Source organism: Conexibacter stalactiti, assembly GCF_033542075.1.
GTDB classification, from domain to species: domain Bacteria; phylum Actinomycetota; class Thermoleophilia; order Solirubrobacterales; family Solirubrobacteraceae; genus Conexibacter; species Conexibacter stalactiti.
Genome location: NZ_JAWSTH010000064.1, coordinates 1 through 14835, shown reverse-complemented (window position 1 = coordinate 14835; position 14835 = coordinate 1). Strand labels below are relative to the sequence as shown.

14 protein-coding genes are annotated in these 14835 nt (G+C 73.5%); 6 read left to right on the top strand and 8 right to left on the bottom strand.

Annotation, left to right across the window (positions count from 1 at the left end; all coding sequences use genetic code 11):
- Nucleotides 1–7: 7 nt before the first annotated feature.
- Nucleotides 8–877 (top strand): class I SAM-dependent methyltransferase, encoded by an 870-nt coding sequence (locus R7226_RS20585; RefSeq protein WP_318599189.1) that lies wholly within the window; start codon nucleotides 8–10, stop codon nucleotides 875–877.
- Here R7226_RS20585 and R7226_RS20580 read toward each other — a convergent pair whose 3' ends face one another.
- Nucleotides 878–1423: a TetR/AcrR family transcriptional regulator gene (locus R7226_RS20580; RefSeq protein ID WP_318599188.1), complete on the bottom strand. Its 546-nt coding sequence runs from the start codon at nucleotides 1421–1423 to the stop codon at nucleotides 878–880.
- An 83-nt stretch (nucleotides 1424–1506) separates the two neighbouring features.
- Here R7226_RS20580 and R7226_RS20575 point away from each other — a divergent pair, with 83 nt between their 5' ends.
- Nucleotides 1507–2274 carry an SDR family oxidoreductase gene (locus R7226_RS20575; protein WP_318599187.1) on the top strand — a complete coding sequence of 256 codons (768 nt, stop codon included), beginning with the start codon at nucleotides 1507–1509 and terminating at the stop codon, nucleotides 2272–2274.
- A gap of 10 nt (nucleotides 2275–2284) precedes the next feature.
- On the opposite strand, the gene R7226_RS20570 is transcribed toward R7226_RS20575, so the two are convergent.
- Nucleotides 2285–3187 carry an oxygenase MpaB family protein gene (locus R7226_RS20570; RefSeq protein ID WP_318599186.1) on the bottom strand — a complete coding sequence of 301 codons (903 nt, stop codon included), beginning with the start codon at nucleotides 3185–3187 and terminating at the stop codon, nucleotides 2285–2287.
- Between the two features lie 119 nt (nucleotides 3188–3306).
- On the opposite strand from R7226_RS20570, the gene ilvC reads away from it, so the two are divergent.
- Nucleotides 3307–4299: a ketol-acid reductoisomerase gene (gene ilvC / locus R7226_RS20565; RefSeq protein WP_318599185.1), complete on the top strand. Its 993-nt coding sequence runs from the start codon at nucleotides 3307–3309 to the stop codon at nucleotides 4297–4299.
- Between the two features lie 187 nt (nucleotides 4300–4486).
- On the opposite strand, the gene R7226_RS20560 is transcribed toward ilvC, so the two are convergent.
- Nucleotides 4487–6496 (bottom strand): histidine kinase, encoded by a 2010-nt coding sequence (locus tag R7226_RS20560; RefSeq protein ID WP_318599184.1) that lies wholly within the window; start codon nucleotides 6494–6496, stop codon nucleotides 4487–4489.
- A gap of 30 nt (nucleotides 6497–6526) precedes the next feature.
- Nucleotides 6527–7225, bottom strand: a complete 699-nt coding sequence (locus R7226_RS20555) for a hypothetical protein (protein WP_318599183.1) — start codon at nucleotides 7223–7225, stop codon at nucleotides 6527–6529.
- Between the two features lie 130 nt (nucleotides 7226–7355).
- Between R7226_RS20555 and R7226_RS20550 the strand changes: the two genes are divergently transcribed.
- Nucleotides 7356–8018, top strand: coding sequence for a response regulator transcription factor (locus R7226_RS20550; protein ID WP_318599182.1), 663 nt, complete (start codon nucleotides 7356–7358; stop codon nucleotides 8016–8018).
- Here the strand turns inward: R7226_RS20550 and R7226_RS20545 are convergent.
- The gene (locus R7226_RS20545; protein WP_318599181.1) at nucleotides 8015–8701 is read right to left on the bottom strand and encodes an MBL fold metallo-hydrolase; all 687 of its coding nucleotides are present in this window, start codon (nucleotides 8699–8701) and stop codon (nucleotides 8015–8017) included. The genes R7226_RS20550 and R7226_RS20545 overlap by 4 nt on opposite strands.
- A gap of 141 nt (nucleotides 8702–8842) precedes the next feature.
- Between R7226_RS20545 and serA the strand changes: the two genes are divergently transcribed.
- Entirely contained in the window at nucleotides 8843–10450 is a 1608-nt protein-coding gene (gene serA / locus R7226_RS20540) for a phosphoglycerate dehydrogenase (protein WP_318599180.1), read from the top strand.
- 154 nt (nucleotides 10451–10604) lie between these two features.
- Nucleotides 10605–12197 carry a 2-isopropylmalate synthase gene (locus R7226_RS20535; protein WP_318599179.1) on the top strand — a complete coding sequence of 531 codons (1593 nt, stop codon included), beginning with the start codon at nucleotides 10605–10607 and terminating at the stop codon, nucleotides 12195–12197.
- An 80-nt stretch (nucleotides 12198–12277) separates the two neighbouring features.
- On the opposite strand, the gene R7226_RS20530 is transcribed toward R7226_RS20535, so the two are convergent.
- The 3 genes from R7226_RS20530 to R7226_RS20520 all read right to left on the bottom strand — a co-directional run.
- On the bottom strand, nucleotides 12278–13435 hold the full coding sequence (locus R7226_RS20530) for a DNA glycosylase AlkZ-like family protein (protein WP_318599178.1): 1158 nt from the start codon (nucleotides 13433–13435) through the stop codon (nucleotides 12278–12280).
- A gap of 150 nt (nucleotides 13436–13585) precedes the next feature.
- Nucleotides 13586–14638, bottom strand: a complete 1053-nt coding sequence (locus tag R7226_RS20525) for a patatin-like phospholipase family protein (RefSeq protein WP_318599177.1) — start codon at nucleotides 14636–14638, stop codon at nucleotides 13586–13588.
- The coding region (locus tag R7226_RS20520) for a hypothetical protein (RefSeq protein ID WP_318599176.1) at nucleotides 14635–14835 on the bottom strand (201 nt) is incomplete at its 5' end. The genes R7226_RS20525 and R7226_RS20520, both read right to left, overlap by 4 nt.

The following is a 14835-nucleotide window of genomic DNA, read 5'->3' as shown; positions in this document are numbered from 1 at the left end:
TCGGCCGATGACCGCGCCCGACGCTCCCGAGCCCGATCCAGACGAGCTGCGCGCCGGCATGCGCGACCGCTGGGAGCGCTCGGCCGACGGCTGGCGCGAGAGCAGCCATCGCTTCAACGCCGCCACCAACGCGGTCGCGCACTGGCTGGTCGACGCGATCCGCCCGCAGCCTGGCCAGCGCGTGCTGGAGCTGGCCGCCGGGATCGGCGAGACCGGCTTCCTCGCGGCTGAGCTGATCGAGCCGGGCGGCGTGCTCGTCTCGACCGACGGCGCCGAGCCGATGATCGAGCACGCGAAGAAACGCGCCGCGGAACTGGGCCTGCGCAACGTCGAGTTCAAGCCGATCGACCTCGAGTGGATCGATGCCAGAACGGCCGAGTTCGACGCCGTCATCTGCCGCTGGGGCTACATGTTCGCCGTCGACCGCGAGGCGGCGCTGCGCGAGACGCGGCGGGTGCTGCGGCCCGGAGGCCGCGTCGCGCTGGCGACCTGGACGCCGGCCGACCGCAACCCCTGGTCGATGGTCGCGCGCGAGGCGATCTATGACGCCGGCCTCGTCGACACGCTCGAGCCGGGGCCGCCGAGCCCGTTCGACCTCGGCACGCCGGAGATCGTCACGACGCTGCTGGAGGACGCGGGCTTCGCCGAGGTGGAGACGGCCGAGATCCCGGTCGAGTTCCCCTACGCCGACGTGGTCGACCTGTTCAGCGAGACGAAGTCGCTGTCGCGCCCGTTCGCCGACCTCGTCGAGGACCTCGACGGCCGTCAGCTCGCCGACCTCAGAGCGCGCCTGGTCGAGAAGACCGCGCCGTACGCGCTCGCCGACGGCAGCTTCCGCCTCCCCGGCATCGCGTTCGTCGCGGCGGCCGAGGCCTGATCAAGCCGGCCACGCCGCCATCGCCTGGTCGGCGATCGCGCGCAGCTCGGCCTCGCTCGCGCCGTCGCGCGCCCGCGCCGACAGCCCGGCGATCACCGCCCCGACGAAGCCCGTGAGCGCGTCGAGGTCGGTTCCGTCCGGCAGCTCGCCGGCGTCGGCGCCCTCCTGCAAGCGCGCGCGGATCACCTCCCGCGACGCCGCCCGCTGCGCGCTCAGCGCCGGCTCCGTGACGATCCAGCAGCCGCGCGGCTGCCCCTCCGCGACGTACCCGCACGCCGCCTCGTGCAGCATCCGCGCGATCGCCTCCCGTGCCGTCGGCTCGGCCAGTCCGCTCGTGACGATGTCGCCCGGAAGTGACTGGTAACGCGCCACCGCCTCCTCGAACAGCCTGCGCTTGTCGCCGAAGGCGGCGTAGAGGCTCGGCGGCGCGATCCCCATCGCGGTCGTGAGGTCGCTGATCGAGGTCTCCTCGTAGCCGCGCTCCCAGAAGGCGCGCATCGCCAGCTCGAGGGCGGCGTCGCGGTCGAAGCTGCGCGGACGGGCCATGGGGACCATTCTATAACGACCGCTACGGAACCGTGCTACATTCGCCGCGGCACGTTGTGTAGCGATCACTAAGGAATGAGCAGATGGCGACTCTCACCGGCAAGACGGCACTCGTGACGGGCGGCTCGCGCGGCATCGGACGCGGCATCGCGGAGCGGCTCGCCCGCGACGGCGCGCTCGTCGCCGTCCACTACGGCGGCAACGCGGAGGCGGCGGCCGACACGGTCGCGGCGATCGAACAGGCCGGCGGCAGCGCCTTCGCGCTCGGCCAGCGGCTCGGCGCCGACGGTGACGCGGCCGCGCTGCTCGACGGCCTCGACCGCGAGCTGCTCAACCGCACCGGCTCGACGCGCCTCGACATCGTCGTCAACAACGCCGCGATCGCGTACGACGCCCACCTCGCCGACACGACGCCGGCGCTCTACGACGAGCTGTTCGCCGTCAACGTGCGCGCGCCGTTCTTCATCGTCCAGCGCGCCGCCGAGCGGATGGGCGAGAGGGGCCGGATCGTGACGATCTCCTCCGGCGCTACGCGCAAGGCATATCCCAACCTGCTCGCCTACGCGATGACGAAGGCGGCCGTCGAGACCTTCACGCGCACGCTCGCACAGGAGCTGGCACCGCGCGGGATCACCGTCAACGCCGTCGCGCCCGGCATCGTCGACACCGACATGAACGCCGGCTGGCTGAACGTCGACGAGGCATCCCGCGCGCAGGCCGCCTCGCTCTCGGCCTTCAACCGCGTCGGCGAGCCGGCCGACATCGCCGACGTCGTCGCCTTCGCCGTCTCCGACGACGCCCGCTGGGTCACCGGTCAGGTGCTCGACGCGACCGGCGGTTCGGTGCTGTAGCGCGCCGGCTTCAGCCGACCGGCGCGCCGGTCGCCGCGCCCGGCTCCGGCACCTGCGGCGTCGGCCGACCGTCGCGCAGGCGCGCCCGCTCGACCGCGGCCGTCTGCGCGTAGCTGATGCTGCACGAGCCGTGCGTGAGCGCTCGCGGCGCGAGGCGCCGCCCGCCGCGCACGACGGCGACGCCGGCGCGGAAGCGGCGCGCGTCGGCCGCTGCCCAGCGCAGGCCGTACAGCTCGCGCACGCGCGGCGGCAGCGCGCCGCGCATGATCGCGTCATGGAGCCGCTTCGCCGGCTCGCGGCCGCGCCCCATCGGAATCTCGAACGCGATCGCGCGACCGGTGTACCGCGCCTCCGGCGTCAGATGCATGTGGTCGCCGGCGAGCCGGCCGTCGAACCAGGCGCGGAACTCCGGGTACGTGGCCGGCGCGGTCGACGCAGGCATCCCGAAGAGGACGCCGAAGCGCCGGTACTCCTGCCACAGCTGCTCGCGCTCGGCCGCGCTCAGCTCGCGCACGAACAGCTCGTAGAACGTCTGCGCTGAGTCGAACGTGACCGCGACCGTCCACAGCATCAGCTCGGGGTCGAACGCGGCGTAGGGCGTGCCGGCGGGGTAGGGGCCGGAAGCGTGCGCCAGCTCGCCGCTGACGCGCTCGTGCATGCGGTCGACGCGCGCCAGCATCCTGTCGGCCTCCTCGCGCGTGCCGAAGAAGACCGTCTCGAAGGCGTCGGCGGTGCGCTGGAGGCGGCGGAAGGGCGCCTTGCGGCCGGCGGACGACTGGATCGTCCCGACGAAGTTGCGCGGGTCGAGCGCGCCGACCGCCAGCGCGCGCTGACCGTAGAACAGCCCCACGACGCGCTCGTCGTGGACGCTGCGCAGCAGCGAGCGCCCCGCTGGGAAGTAGCCCTCGTCCATCGTCTGCCCCGTCCGATCTGACTACACGTGTCGTCAGTCTCTCGCGACGGCGCCCCGGCTGTCAACGGCTGACGCTCCGGAAGCTGTTGCGCTGAGGCGTTCCGCTACCCTGCCGCGTCATGTACTACGACGACGACGCTGACCTCAGATTTCTCGACGGCAAGACCGTCGCGATCATCGGCTACGGCTCCCAGGGCCACGCACACTCGCTGAACCTCAAGGACTCCGGCGTCCAGGTCGTCGTAGGCCTTCGTCCCGGCTCGTCGAGCGTCGCGAAGGCCGAGGCCAACGGCCTCGAGGTGGTCTCGCCCGTCGACGCCGCCAGCCGCGGCGACGTGATCATGATCCTCGTCCCCGACGAGCTGCATCACGACGTCTACGAGGACATCAAGGACGGCGTCGCGACCGGCAACCTGCTGCTGTTCGGCCACGGCTTCTCGATCCACTACGGCGAGATCGTCCCGCCGGAGGACGTCGACGTCGCGCTCGTCGCCCCGAAGGGCCCGGGCCACCTCGTCCGCCGCCAGTACACCGAGGGCTCCGGCGTCCCGGGCCTGATCGCGATCCATCAGGACGCGACGGGCAACGCAAGAGACATCGCGCTGGCGTACGCGAAGGGCATCGGCTGCACCCGCGGCGGCGTGATCGAGACCTCCTTCCGCGAGGAGACCGAGACCGACCTCTTCGGCGAGCAGGCCGTGCTCTGCGGCGGCACCTCCGAGCTGGTGCGCGCCGGCTACGACACGCTCGTCGAGGCCGGCTACGACCCGCGCCTGGCCTACTTCGAGGTCCTCCACGAGCTGAAGCTGATCGTCGACCTGATGTACGAGAAGGGCATTGCGGGCATGCGGTACTCGATCTCGAACACGGCCGAGTACGGCGACATCACGCGCGGCAGACGCGTCGTCACCGACGAGACGCGCAAGGCGATGAGAGAGATCCTCGGCGAGATCCAGTCGGGCGCCTTCGCGCGCGAGTGGATCGCGGAGAACCGCGCCGGCCAGGAGAACTTCAAGCGCATGCGCGAGGAGCAGGCCGGCCACCAGGTCGAGGTCGTCGGCAAGGAGCTGCGCGCCCAGATGGACTGGATCGACACGGCCTTCCACGAGTAGCGCCCACGCTCTCGCGGCGTCTCGCCGCGCGTGGCTTTGTCCTCGGTCGCTCATGGGCTGGCGCCCGGGCACCGCGGACGAAGTCCGTGGTCGCTCCCTGCGTCCGCGCCACGCACGACGTTACTTTCGCGAGAGCGCGGTCGCACGTCGCATTTCTTCGGGCGCCCCACGGGGCGCCCGTCGTCGTTCAGCGGCCGTGCAGGACGGCGGCGAGGCGGCCGAGGTCGCCGAGGGTGGCGGAGATCTGGCGTTCGAGCCGGCCGAGCGTGGCGGCGAGCGTCGCGCCCTGCTGCCGATCGGCCTCGGCGACGAGCGCCTCCAGCTCGCCGGTCGAGCGGTGGGTGAGGCCGATCAGCTCGCCCTCCAGCCGCTTGCGCTCGCCCGCGATCGCCTGCTCGCGGGCAGCGGCCGCCGCCCGCCGCGTGCGCGCGAGCTCGTCGTCGAGCGCGCTGGCGTCGTTGGCGGCGAGCCGCAGCAGCAGGCCGACGACGCCCGCGCCGAGCACGAGCGCGGGCAGGAAGATCAGGTCCGGCAGCGGTTCGGGGATCACGTCGAGCAGGAAGCTGACGGGCAGCGCGGCCGTCAGCACCAGCACGCCCGCGACCGCGCCGCGCAGCCCGCGCGCGTTGCGCGCGACCGCATAGACGGCGAGCGCGTCCAGCAGCACGAGCGGGCTGGAGGTCGGCGCGATCGTCGCCGACCAGCTGCGCACGGCCAGGGCGGTCAGCACGAGCACGGCGAGCGCGACCGGCCGCCGCCACAGCAGCGCGGGCGCGATGCCCGCGAACAGCGCCGCGGCGACGCGCCCGGCGGCGTGCGCTCCGTCGTCGAGCGCGAGCGCCTCCGCGAGCCCCCACGCGGTCAGCGCGGCGCAGAGCACGGCGACCCATGCCGGACAGCCGCTCAGCATCCGCCGGTCAGGCCGCCAGCGGCGCGGGGGAGGCGGCGCCAGCGGCAGCACGGCGCGCACAAGCCACCCGCCGGCATCGCCCGCGCCACGCATTGCGTCATCCGTGCCACGCATTGCGTCAGCCGCGCCACGCATTGCGCCAGCCGCGCCGCGATCTGCGCCATCCGCGCCCGCCACCAGCTCCCCGCCCAGCAGCCGCACCCGCTCGCGCATGCCGGCCAGGCCGAGGCCGCTGCTCGCCAGCGCGCGCGAGCGCCCGGCGCCGTTGCGCACCGTCACCTCCAGCGCTTCCGGCGTCAGCGTCAGCGCCACCGTCACCGGCGCTCCGGCCGCGTGCTTGGCGGCGTTGGTGAGCGCCTCCTGGACGATCCGCGCCGCCGTCAGCGCGACCGCGTCCGGCATGCCGCCCGCGCCGCCCATGCCGCCCGCGCCGCCCATGCCGCCCGCGCCGTACGGTGCCTCGACGCGCGCCCCAAGCGTCCGCGCCTGCTCCAGCGCGGCGTCGAGCGCGGCGGCACCGTCGGGCACGCCTGCCGGCGCCGCGCCGGTCAGCTCCGCCAGCGCCGACGCGGTGCGCCCGACGGCGGTGCGGGCGATCGCCAGCGGGGCGGCGACCGCCTCCGGCGCGCGTTCGGCCTCGCGCGCGGCGATCGAGGCGTGCAACGAGGCGACGACGAGATGGTGGCTGCAGAGGTCGTGCAGCTCGCGCGCGAGCCGGCGTCGCTCGTCACGAGCCGCCCCGTCGGCCGCCTCCTGAGCGCTGTGCGCGGCGTCCAGCTCGACACGTCGCCGCAGCGTCCGCAGCGCGCCGCTGCGCAGCGCCCGCCCGAACCCCGCCGCAGCGGCGAGGAACACGATGCCGAAGAGCAGGTCGCCTGGTCTCGGCGCTCCGTCGGCGAACAGCCCGGTGCTGAGCGATCCGAGCGCGCCGACCCCGGCGGTCGTCGCCGCGACGGCGCCGAGCCGTTCGGTATGGCGCGCCATCGACACCACCGCGACCAGCAGCGCCAGCTGGCAGCCGGAGGACTCGTCCATGTCGACGACGCCGCTCGTCGCCAGCAGCGCGAACCCGAACGCGACGCTCCAGCAGGCGAGCAGTGGGTGATCGCGGCGGATCGTCAGCGGGACGAGCAGCGCCAGCGAGGCCGCCACCGCGACGCCGCGCGACGGCACGTCCTGCGCCACCGTCATGCCCTCCGCGGCGACGACCGCGGCGAGCCCGCCCAGCAGCGCGACGTCGCCGAGCCGAGCCCACCGATCTCCGCCCGCGGTCGCTGCCTCACGCACGCGGCGCAGCCTAGAAGACCGGCGCGACCGTCACGTGCGCCGGCGCACCAGCTCCCACCCGGCGAGCGCGTAGCCGAGCCCGAGCAGCGTCGCGCCGATGACGGCGGTCGCGCCGCGGTTGCCGATGACGGATATGAGCGGCCCGACGACGGTCAGCACCCACGGCGCGATCCCCAGCGTCCCCTGCCGCCACAGCGCGGCGAGCAGCAGCACCGGGCCCAGCGCCGCGCCGAGCGATCCGCTGATGAAGAGGAGCGCGGCGATCGGCTTCGAGGCCGCCTCCTCGCTGACGGCGATGCCGAGCGCGCGCGGCAGCTCCTGCGCGATCGCCATGTCGTAGGCGTCGGTCGCGAACAGGCCCGGCAGCGTCGTCAGGCCGATCGCGGCGAGCGCGCAGCCGATCAGCAGCAGCGGGCCGCGCCGCACGCTGCCGAGCAGCGCCAGCCCGATGCAGGCGAGCGCCGCGCCGGTCCAGCCGAGGTGCAGCAGCAGGTCGCTGATCTGCGTGCGTTCGGGGTGGAGCGCCATCTGGTCGAGCAGGCCGGCGGTCGTGCCGTCGTCGTGCGGCGTCGTCGCGACGCCCGCCACGACGAACGCGGCGGCGGCGAACAGCGCCCACGCGGTCAGCGATCGAACGCGCGCGAGTGGCAGCACGAGGTGGTCGAGCGCGATCGCCGTGGCGCGACGAGCGCCGGGCGCCGGGGTGGGGTCGGGGGCGACGGAGGTCATGGCAGCGAACCCTGCCTTCGACCCGCACCGCCGCCCATCTGCCGAAGGTCGCCCCGCGACCGACCTTCGGATCCGCCCGATCGGCCGCCGGCCAGATCCGCGGTCGAGGGCGATGCGCCAAGATGCGCACGTGCCGACGACGATCGCGATCTGCGACGACCACGCGCTGGTGCGCGGCGGGCTGAAGATGATGCTCGAGCGCGAGCCCGACCTCGAGGTCGTGGGGGAGGCCGGCGACGGTGCCGAGGCGGTCGAGCTGGTGCTGCGGCTGCACCCCGACGTCGTGCTGATGGACGTCGAGCTGCCCGGGATCGACGGGATCGAGGCGATCCGCCGCCTGCGCGCGGCCGGCTCGCGCGCCCAGGCGCTCGTCGTGACGACCTTCGACGACGACGAGTACCTCGTGCGCGCGCTGCGCGCCGGCGCCGCCGGCTTCGTGCTGAAGGCGATCGCGCCGGAGCGGCTGACCGAGGCGGTCCGCACCGTCGCGCGCGGCGACGCGCTGCTCGACCCGGCCGTCACGCGCCGCCTGGTCGAGCGCTTCCTCGGCCACCCCGCGCTCGGCGACGAGATGCGCGAGCGGCTCGCGGAGCTGACCGAGCGCGAGCGGGACGTGCTGCGCGAGCTGGCCCGCGGCGGCTCCAACGCCGCGATCGGCAGCGCCCTGCACCTGAGCGAGCCGACCGTCAAGGCCCATGTCACGCAGGTGCTGTCGAAGCTCGGCGTCGGCAGCCGCGTGCAGGCGGTCGTGTTCGCCTACGAGAGCGGCTTCGTGCGGCCGGGCGAGGGCTAAGCCCCCGCGCTCGCCAGCGCCTGGTCCATCGCCGCCGCCGGCGACTCGACGACCGGCCCGTGCCCGACCGCCAGCCGCGACGGCTCCAGCGCGCGCAGCGCACGGGCGCTCGCCAGCGCCGTCGGGCGGTGCCAGCTGAAGAACGTGGGGAAGGGGAAGGGCCACTTCGCCTTGCCGGTCGCCTGCATCCCGCCGAGCGTCACGTACGCGTCGCCGGCGATCAGCGTGCGGTCGCGCGTGTCCAGCAGCGCGATCTGGCCGGGCGTGTGGCCGGGCGCGGCGTGGACCTCCAGCGAGCCGACGCGGTCGCCGGGCGCGAGCACCGTCGTCGGCCGCGTCGCGCGCTTGCGGATCGGCCCGCCGCCGAGCGGCGGCTCGCCGGGCTCCATCGCCTGGTCGCCGTCGAGCAGTCTCGCCTCGCGGCCGGAGACGAGCACCGGCACGGCCGGCAGCGCGGCGTGGAGCGCGTCGAGCGAGCCGGCGTGATCGTCGTGGCCGTGCGTCAGCACGATCCGCGCGATCGGCGCGCCGAGCGCGGCCGCGGCGGCCTGGATCGCCTTCGCGGAGCCGCTCATCCCCGTGTCGACGAGCGTCAGTCCGTCCTCCTCGCGCACGAAGAAGACGTTGACCGTGCCGAAGCGCGTCAGCTTGACGAGGTGCGCGCCATGAGTGCTGCTCTTCATCCGATGAGCCTCCGCGGGAGAAACGGGTAGGAGCCGAGACGCTAGTCTTCCCGCGCCGCCAATGACGACGATCGAGACGATTCCGATGCCCTCAGACGCCCAGCGCACCGCCCTGTCCACCCGCTCTGCCGCCCCGCGCGCATGAGCGACAGACTGAAGATCCTCGTCAAGGAGAAGCTCGCCGACACCGGCGTCGACCTCCTCCGCGAGCACTTCGACGTGGACCTCGGCGACAGCTGGTCCGACGAGGAGTTCCGCGCCAGAATCGGCGAGTACCAGGGCATCCTGATCCGCTCCGCGACGAAGATGACCGAGGAGTACATCGCCCTCGGCACGAATCTGCGCGTGATCGGGCGCGCCGGCGTCGGCGTCAACAACGTCGACGTGCCGGCCGCGACCAGACGCGGCATCGTCGTCGCCAACGCGCCGCAGTCGAACGTCGTGACGGCCGCCGAGCACACGCTGGCGCTGCTGATGGCGCTCGCGCGCAACGTCCCGCAGGCCGACGCCTCGCTGAAGGCCGGCAAGTGGGAGCGCTCGAAGTTCGGCGGCGTCGAGGTCTACGAGAAGACGCTCGGCGTGGTCGGCTTCGGCCGCATCGGCCAGCTCGTCGCCGAGCGCGCGAAGGGCTTCGGCATGAAGGTCGTGGCCTACGACCCGTTCGTCGGGGCGGAGCGCTACCGCGACCTGGGCGTCGAGAAGGCCGACAACTCGGCCGACGTCTATAAGGTCGCCGACTTCGTCACGATCCACCTGCCCGTCACGCCCGAGACGAAGGGCTGGCTGAACGCCGAGGCGTTCGCGCAGATGAAGGACGGCGTGCGCGTGATCAACTGCGCCCGCGGCGAGCTCGTCGACGACGCGGCGCTGCAGGCCGCGCTCGACTCCGGCAAGGTCGCCGGCGCCGCGCTCGACGTCTTCCCGAGCGAGCCGATCACCGACTACCCGCTCTTCGACGGCTACCCGCAGGTCGTCGTCACGCCGCACCTCGGCGCCTCGACGACGGAGGCGCAGGACCGCGCCGGCGTGCAGACGGCCGAGCAGGTCATCGCCGCGCTGACCGGCGGCACCGTCACGACCGCGGTCAACATCCCCGCGATCGCCGCCGAGGACATGGAGGTGCTCGGCCCGTTCGTGCCGCTCTGCCAGCAGCTCGGCAAGCTCGCGGTCTCGCTCGTCGACGGCTCGATCGACGGGCTGGAGCTGGAGTTCTTCGGCCGCATCGGCGATCGCGACACGCGCCTGCTGTCGATCGCGGTCCTCCAGGGCGTGCTCACCGGGCACACCGAGGAGGAGGTCAACCAGGTCAACGCGCCCTCGATCGCCGAGGAGCGGGGGATATCGCTGACCGAGACGAAGCGCTCGACCGCGCGCGACTTCACCGACCTCGTGCGCGTCACGATCGTCAGCGGGGAGACGCGCCAGCGGATCGTCGGCACCAACGTCGGCCGTCGCAACCGCCCGCACCTGCTCGAGGTCTGGGGCCAGCGCTTCGACCTGCAGTTGGAGCGGAACCTCGCGCTCTTCTCCTACTCCGACGTGCCGGGCATGATCGGCCGCGTCGGCTCGGTCTTCGGCGAGAAGGGGATCAACATCGTCTCCGCCGCCGTCGGTCGCGCGGGCGACGATGACGGCGCCGCCGAGCACGCCGTGATGGTCGTCACGACCGACGCGCCGGTCGACCCGGCCGTGATCGACTCGCTCGTCGCGACCGACGGCTTCGTCGCCGGTCGCGCCGTTTCGCTCTGACGCTCGTCGCTGGTAAGCTGGCGTGACTCATGTCGCGCCAGCTCACCCTTCGACTTCTTCTCCTCCCCCCTCGGGGGGAATAGTGCGTGGCGGCCGCGTAGCCGCAAACCATTGAGAAGAATCGAAGTTTCGAGCCGATAAGGAAGAGCACGACATGACTCCCGCAGAGCAGGACCCCAACCGAGTACTGATCTTCGACACGACGCTGCGCGACGGCGAGCAGTCGCCGGGGATCTCACTCAACACCAGCGAGAAGCTGGAGATCGCGCAGCAGCTCGCGCGGCTCGGCGTCGACATCGTCGAGGCCGGCTTCCCGATCGCCTCCCCGGGCGACTTCGAGGCGGTCGAGGCGATCGCGCGTCAGGTCGAAGGTCCGGTGATCGCGGGGCTCGCGCGGATCCACGTCGGCGACATCGACGCTGCTTACAACGCGGTCAAGGACGCGGCGCGACCTCGGATCCACACCTTCGTCTCGACGTCGGACATACACATCGAGCACCAGATGCGCGCGACGCGCGAGGACGTGCTCGGCCTGACGCGCGCCGGCGTCGCGCACGCGAAGCGGTACGTCGACGACGTCGAGTTCTCGCCGATGGACGCGACCCGCTCGGACGTCGAGTTCACCGCCGAGGTGCTGCAGATCGCGATCGACGAGGGCGCGACGACGATCAACATCCCCGACACCGTCGGGTACACGATGCCGCACGAGTACACGGCCTTCCTCGGCAAGCTGTACGAGCTGACGCCCGGCCTCAGAGACGTCGTGCTGTCGGTCCACTGCCACGACGACCTCGGCCTCGCGGTCGCGAACTCGTTCGCGGGCGTGCTGGCGGGCGCGCGCCAGGTCGAGTGCGCGATCAACGGGCTCGGCGAGCGCGCCGGCAACGCCTCGCTGGAGGAGATCGTGATGCTGCTGCGCACGCGGCAGTCCGACATCGGCCTGAGCACCGGCGCCGTCACGACCGAGATCGCGCGCACGAGCCGCCTCGTCTCGCGCCTGACCGGCTACTCGGTCCAGCCGAACAAGGCGATCATCGGCCGCAACGCCTTCGCGCACGAATCCGGCATCCACCAGGACGGCGTGCTCAAGCACCGCGAGACGTACGAGATCATGAGCGCCCAGAGCGTCGGTCTGGACTCCAACTCGCTGGTGCTCGGCAAGCACTCCGGCCGCCACGCGCTGAGAGACGCGCTGGCCGACCTCGGCTTCGTGCTCGACGGCCAGGCGCTGAACACGGCCTTCAAGCGCTTCAAGGAGATCGCGGACAAGAAGAAGCAGGTCACCGCGATGGATCTGGAAGCGCTCGTGACCGACGAGCTGCGCGAGGAGATCCCCGCGTACGCGCTCGAGTGGTTCGACGTCGAGGCCTCGTCGAGACGACCTCCGCACGCGACCGTCGGCGTGAAGCTGCCCGACGGCAGCGAGGCGACCGGCTCGTTCACCGGCGACGGCCCGATCGACGCGGTCTTCCACGCGATCAACGCGGCGACGAACGTCGACGCGAAGCTGCGCGACTTCCGCATCGACGCGATCACCAGCGGCCAGGACGCGCTCGGCGAGACCTCGGTCGTGCTCGAGGTCGACGGCGTCTCCGGCTCCGGCCAGGGCGTCTCGACCGACATCATCGAGGCGGCCGGCCGCGCCTACGTGCGCGCCCTCTCCAACGCCGTGCGGCGCCGGTCGGTGACGACCGAGGCCGAGGAGGCGACGGCAAGAGCCGCCGCCTCGCGCATCACGACGCCGTGACGGTACGCGCCACCTCATTCGAGGTGGCGCGTTCCCGATGATTGGCGATCTGTACATCGCATGGATGCACAGATCGCCACTCATCCGACCGCGACCGTCGCTGACGCGCAGCCGCGGTGCGGCGCGAGGCCGATCGCTTCGCGCTCGATCGCCGCGATGGCACGTCTCGTGAGCGACGCGCCGCCGAGCGCTCTCAGCTCGACCGCGAGCCGTCTGCCTCTCTTGCGCCCACGCCACAGCGCTGCCGGTTTGCCGCCGAGCAGCACGAGTCCGGGCGGGTTGATCGCGACGAACAGCGCTCTGCGCGCGGCCGGGTCGGGCAGCAGCAGCTCGCGATCGCGCGCGAGCAGAAGCGGGTCGCCGGGTGGAAGCAGAAGCGCCTCGCGCGCCGACCCGTCCGCGCCCGCGCAACTCGCACCTCTCGCATCGTCTGTGAGCAGCCAGGCGCGGCCGCCATCGACGCTCACCTCGACCAGCTCGTCGGCGACGAGCGCCCACGCCGCGCTCGCCTGCGCCGGCGCGATCCCCGCCCACTGGGTGAACAGTCTCGGCGTCGACGGGCCGCACCAGCTCAGGTGGCGGCGCACCAGCTCGGCGGCAGCCACGTCGGGGTCGACGGCCGGCGCCGCCTGCGGGCCGATCCACTGATCGGTGCGCGCGAACAGCGGCTGGCGGCCGGCACGTCCGGCGATGCAGAGCAGCCCGTGGAGGCCGGCGACGACGAGCAGCCCGCGTCGCGCGTGGTGGCTCTGGCAACCGTCGCACCACGGCAGCAGGTCGCTCGGCAGCCGCTCGCGCAGCGCCGCGTGCAGGTCGTCGCGGCTGAGCTGGCGACCGTCGAGCGCGGCGGCGAAGGCCGGCAGCGCGGCCTCGACGGCGTCGGCCGGCCCGATCCCCTCGCCCGCTGGCGGGATCGCGCGGCCGAGCACGAACCGCAGCGACTCCTGCTCGCGCGGCAGCAGGGCGGAGGTGTAGGCGGCGACCTCGGCGGCCGGCACGATCGCGGTCGCGGTGCGCGGGTTGTACAGCGCGACGGCGGTGCGCTGCTCGTGCAGCGCGAGGTCGAGCGCGCCGGGCTCGAAGCGGGCGCCGCGCGCGGCGAGCGCGAGCGCGGCGGTGCCGGCCGGCGAGTCCTGCACGCTCCAGCTCGCGAGCGCCGCGAGCGGCTCGGCGTCGTCGGCGCCGAACCCCTGTGCTGTGAGACGGAACGCGAGCACCTGGGCGGGGGAGAGGTCCATTGAATCCACCCTACGACCGCCGTCGCCGTGCCGTCTTGGAGGAACGCGACAGCGTCAACCGCGATGACACGAGCTTCGACGTGCCAGGTGCTACCTTCGCCGGCGAGATGGCGGTACAGCTGCGCGCACCGTGCGCTGAACGTCAGCCGCTCAGCTGCCGCGCGCGAGCGCCAGTCCCTGGCGGAAGCCGGCGGCGAGCGCCTGCTCGGCCGGCGCGGCGGCGTCATGGCCGATCCAGCCGCCGGACAGGGCGGAGGCGGCGGCGCGATCGGGCGCGATCACCGTCACCTCGGCGCCGCGGCGGCGCAGCGTCAGCGCCTCCAGCGCGGCGGCCGAGCGCGAGGTGGTGCGGATGACGCCGTGCGGCGCGGCGTCGCCGGCCGAGCTGCCGGTCGGGTTGAGGCAGAGCACGCGCGTCTCCCGCGCGGCCGGTGCGACGTCGATGCTGGTCGGGCTCCAGAGTCCGCCGTCGACGTAGTCGTGCCCGCCGATTCTCACGGGGCGGTAGAGCCAGGGCACGCTGCACGAGGCCTGGATCGCCTCGGCGACGGTGGCGCGCGGGGCGCCCGGCGCGCCGAAGACGACGCGGCGACCGCTCTCGCGCTCCACCGCGATCACGCGCAGCCGCCCGTCGAAGCGCAGTCCGTCGCGGGCGAGCCTGCGGCCGAGCTCGTCGAGCGTGGCGGTCTGCGGTTCGAGCCTGCCGAGCACGTTCGCGCGCAGGAGGGAGCCGGGCGGTCGCGTCGCCGCGAGCGCGTACGGCGCCAACGGACCGCCTGCCGCTCGCGCGATCTTGCCGACCCCGCCCGGCACCGCGCCGAGCAGCCGCCGCGCCCGCCCCGGTCCGCCCGCGTCCTGCGAGGCACCGGCGTCATCCGTGGCGCGATCTGCGTCGTCCGCGCCCGCATTTGCAACGTCGGAGCCGCGCTCCGCCTCATCCGCGCCGCGCTCTGCCTCATGCGCGCCCGCATCGCGATCATCCGCGCCGCGCTCCCCGTCATCCGCGCCGTCCGGCCGTTGCGGTGCACGACCGGCGAGCAGGTGGGCGGCGACGATCGCGCCGGCGGAGGTGCCGACGAACTGCTCGACGGCGCGCGCGTCGATTCCCGCTCCTTCGGCGAAGCCCGCCAACAGGCCGTGCATCCAACGCTCGGCGAGCGCTCCGCCCGCGCCGAGCACGAGCACGTCGGGGCGGTCGATCACTGCGCCGGCGCGGCTCCGTCAGCGTGCGGGTCGCCGAGCCGGCGCGCCCAGCCGGCCCGCTCCTCCGGCGCCATCGCGAACGGGATGAACAGCTCCAGCAGCGCCGCTGCGAGGTCGGACGACTCCTCGGTCGTCGCGCCCGCGCCCGCAACCGCCGCGCCCGCGCCCGCAACCGCCGCGCCCGCGCCCGCAACCGC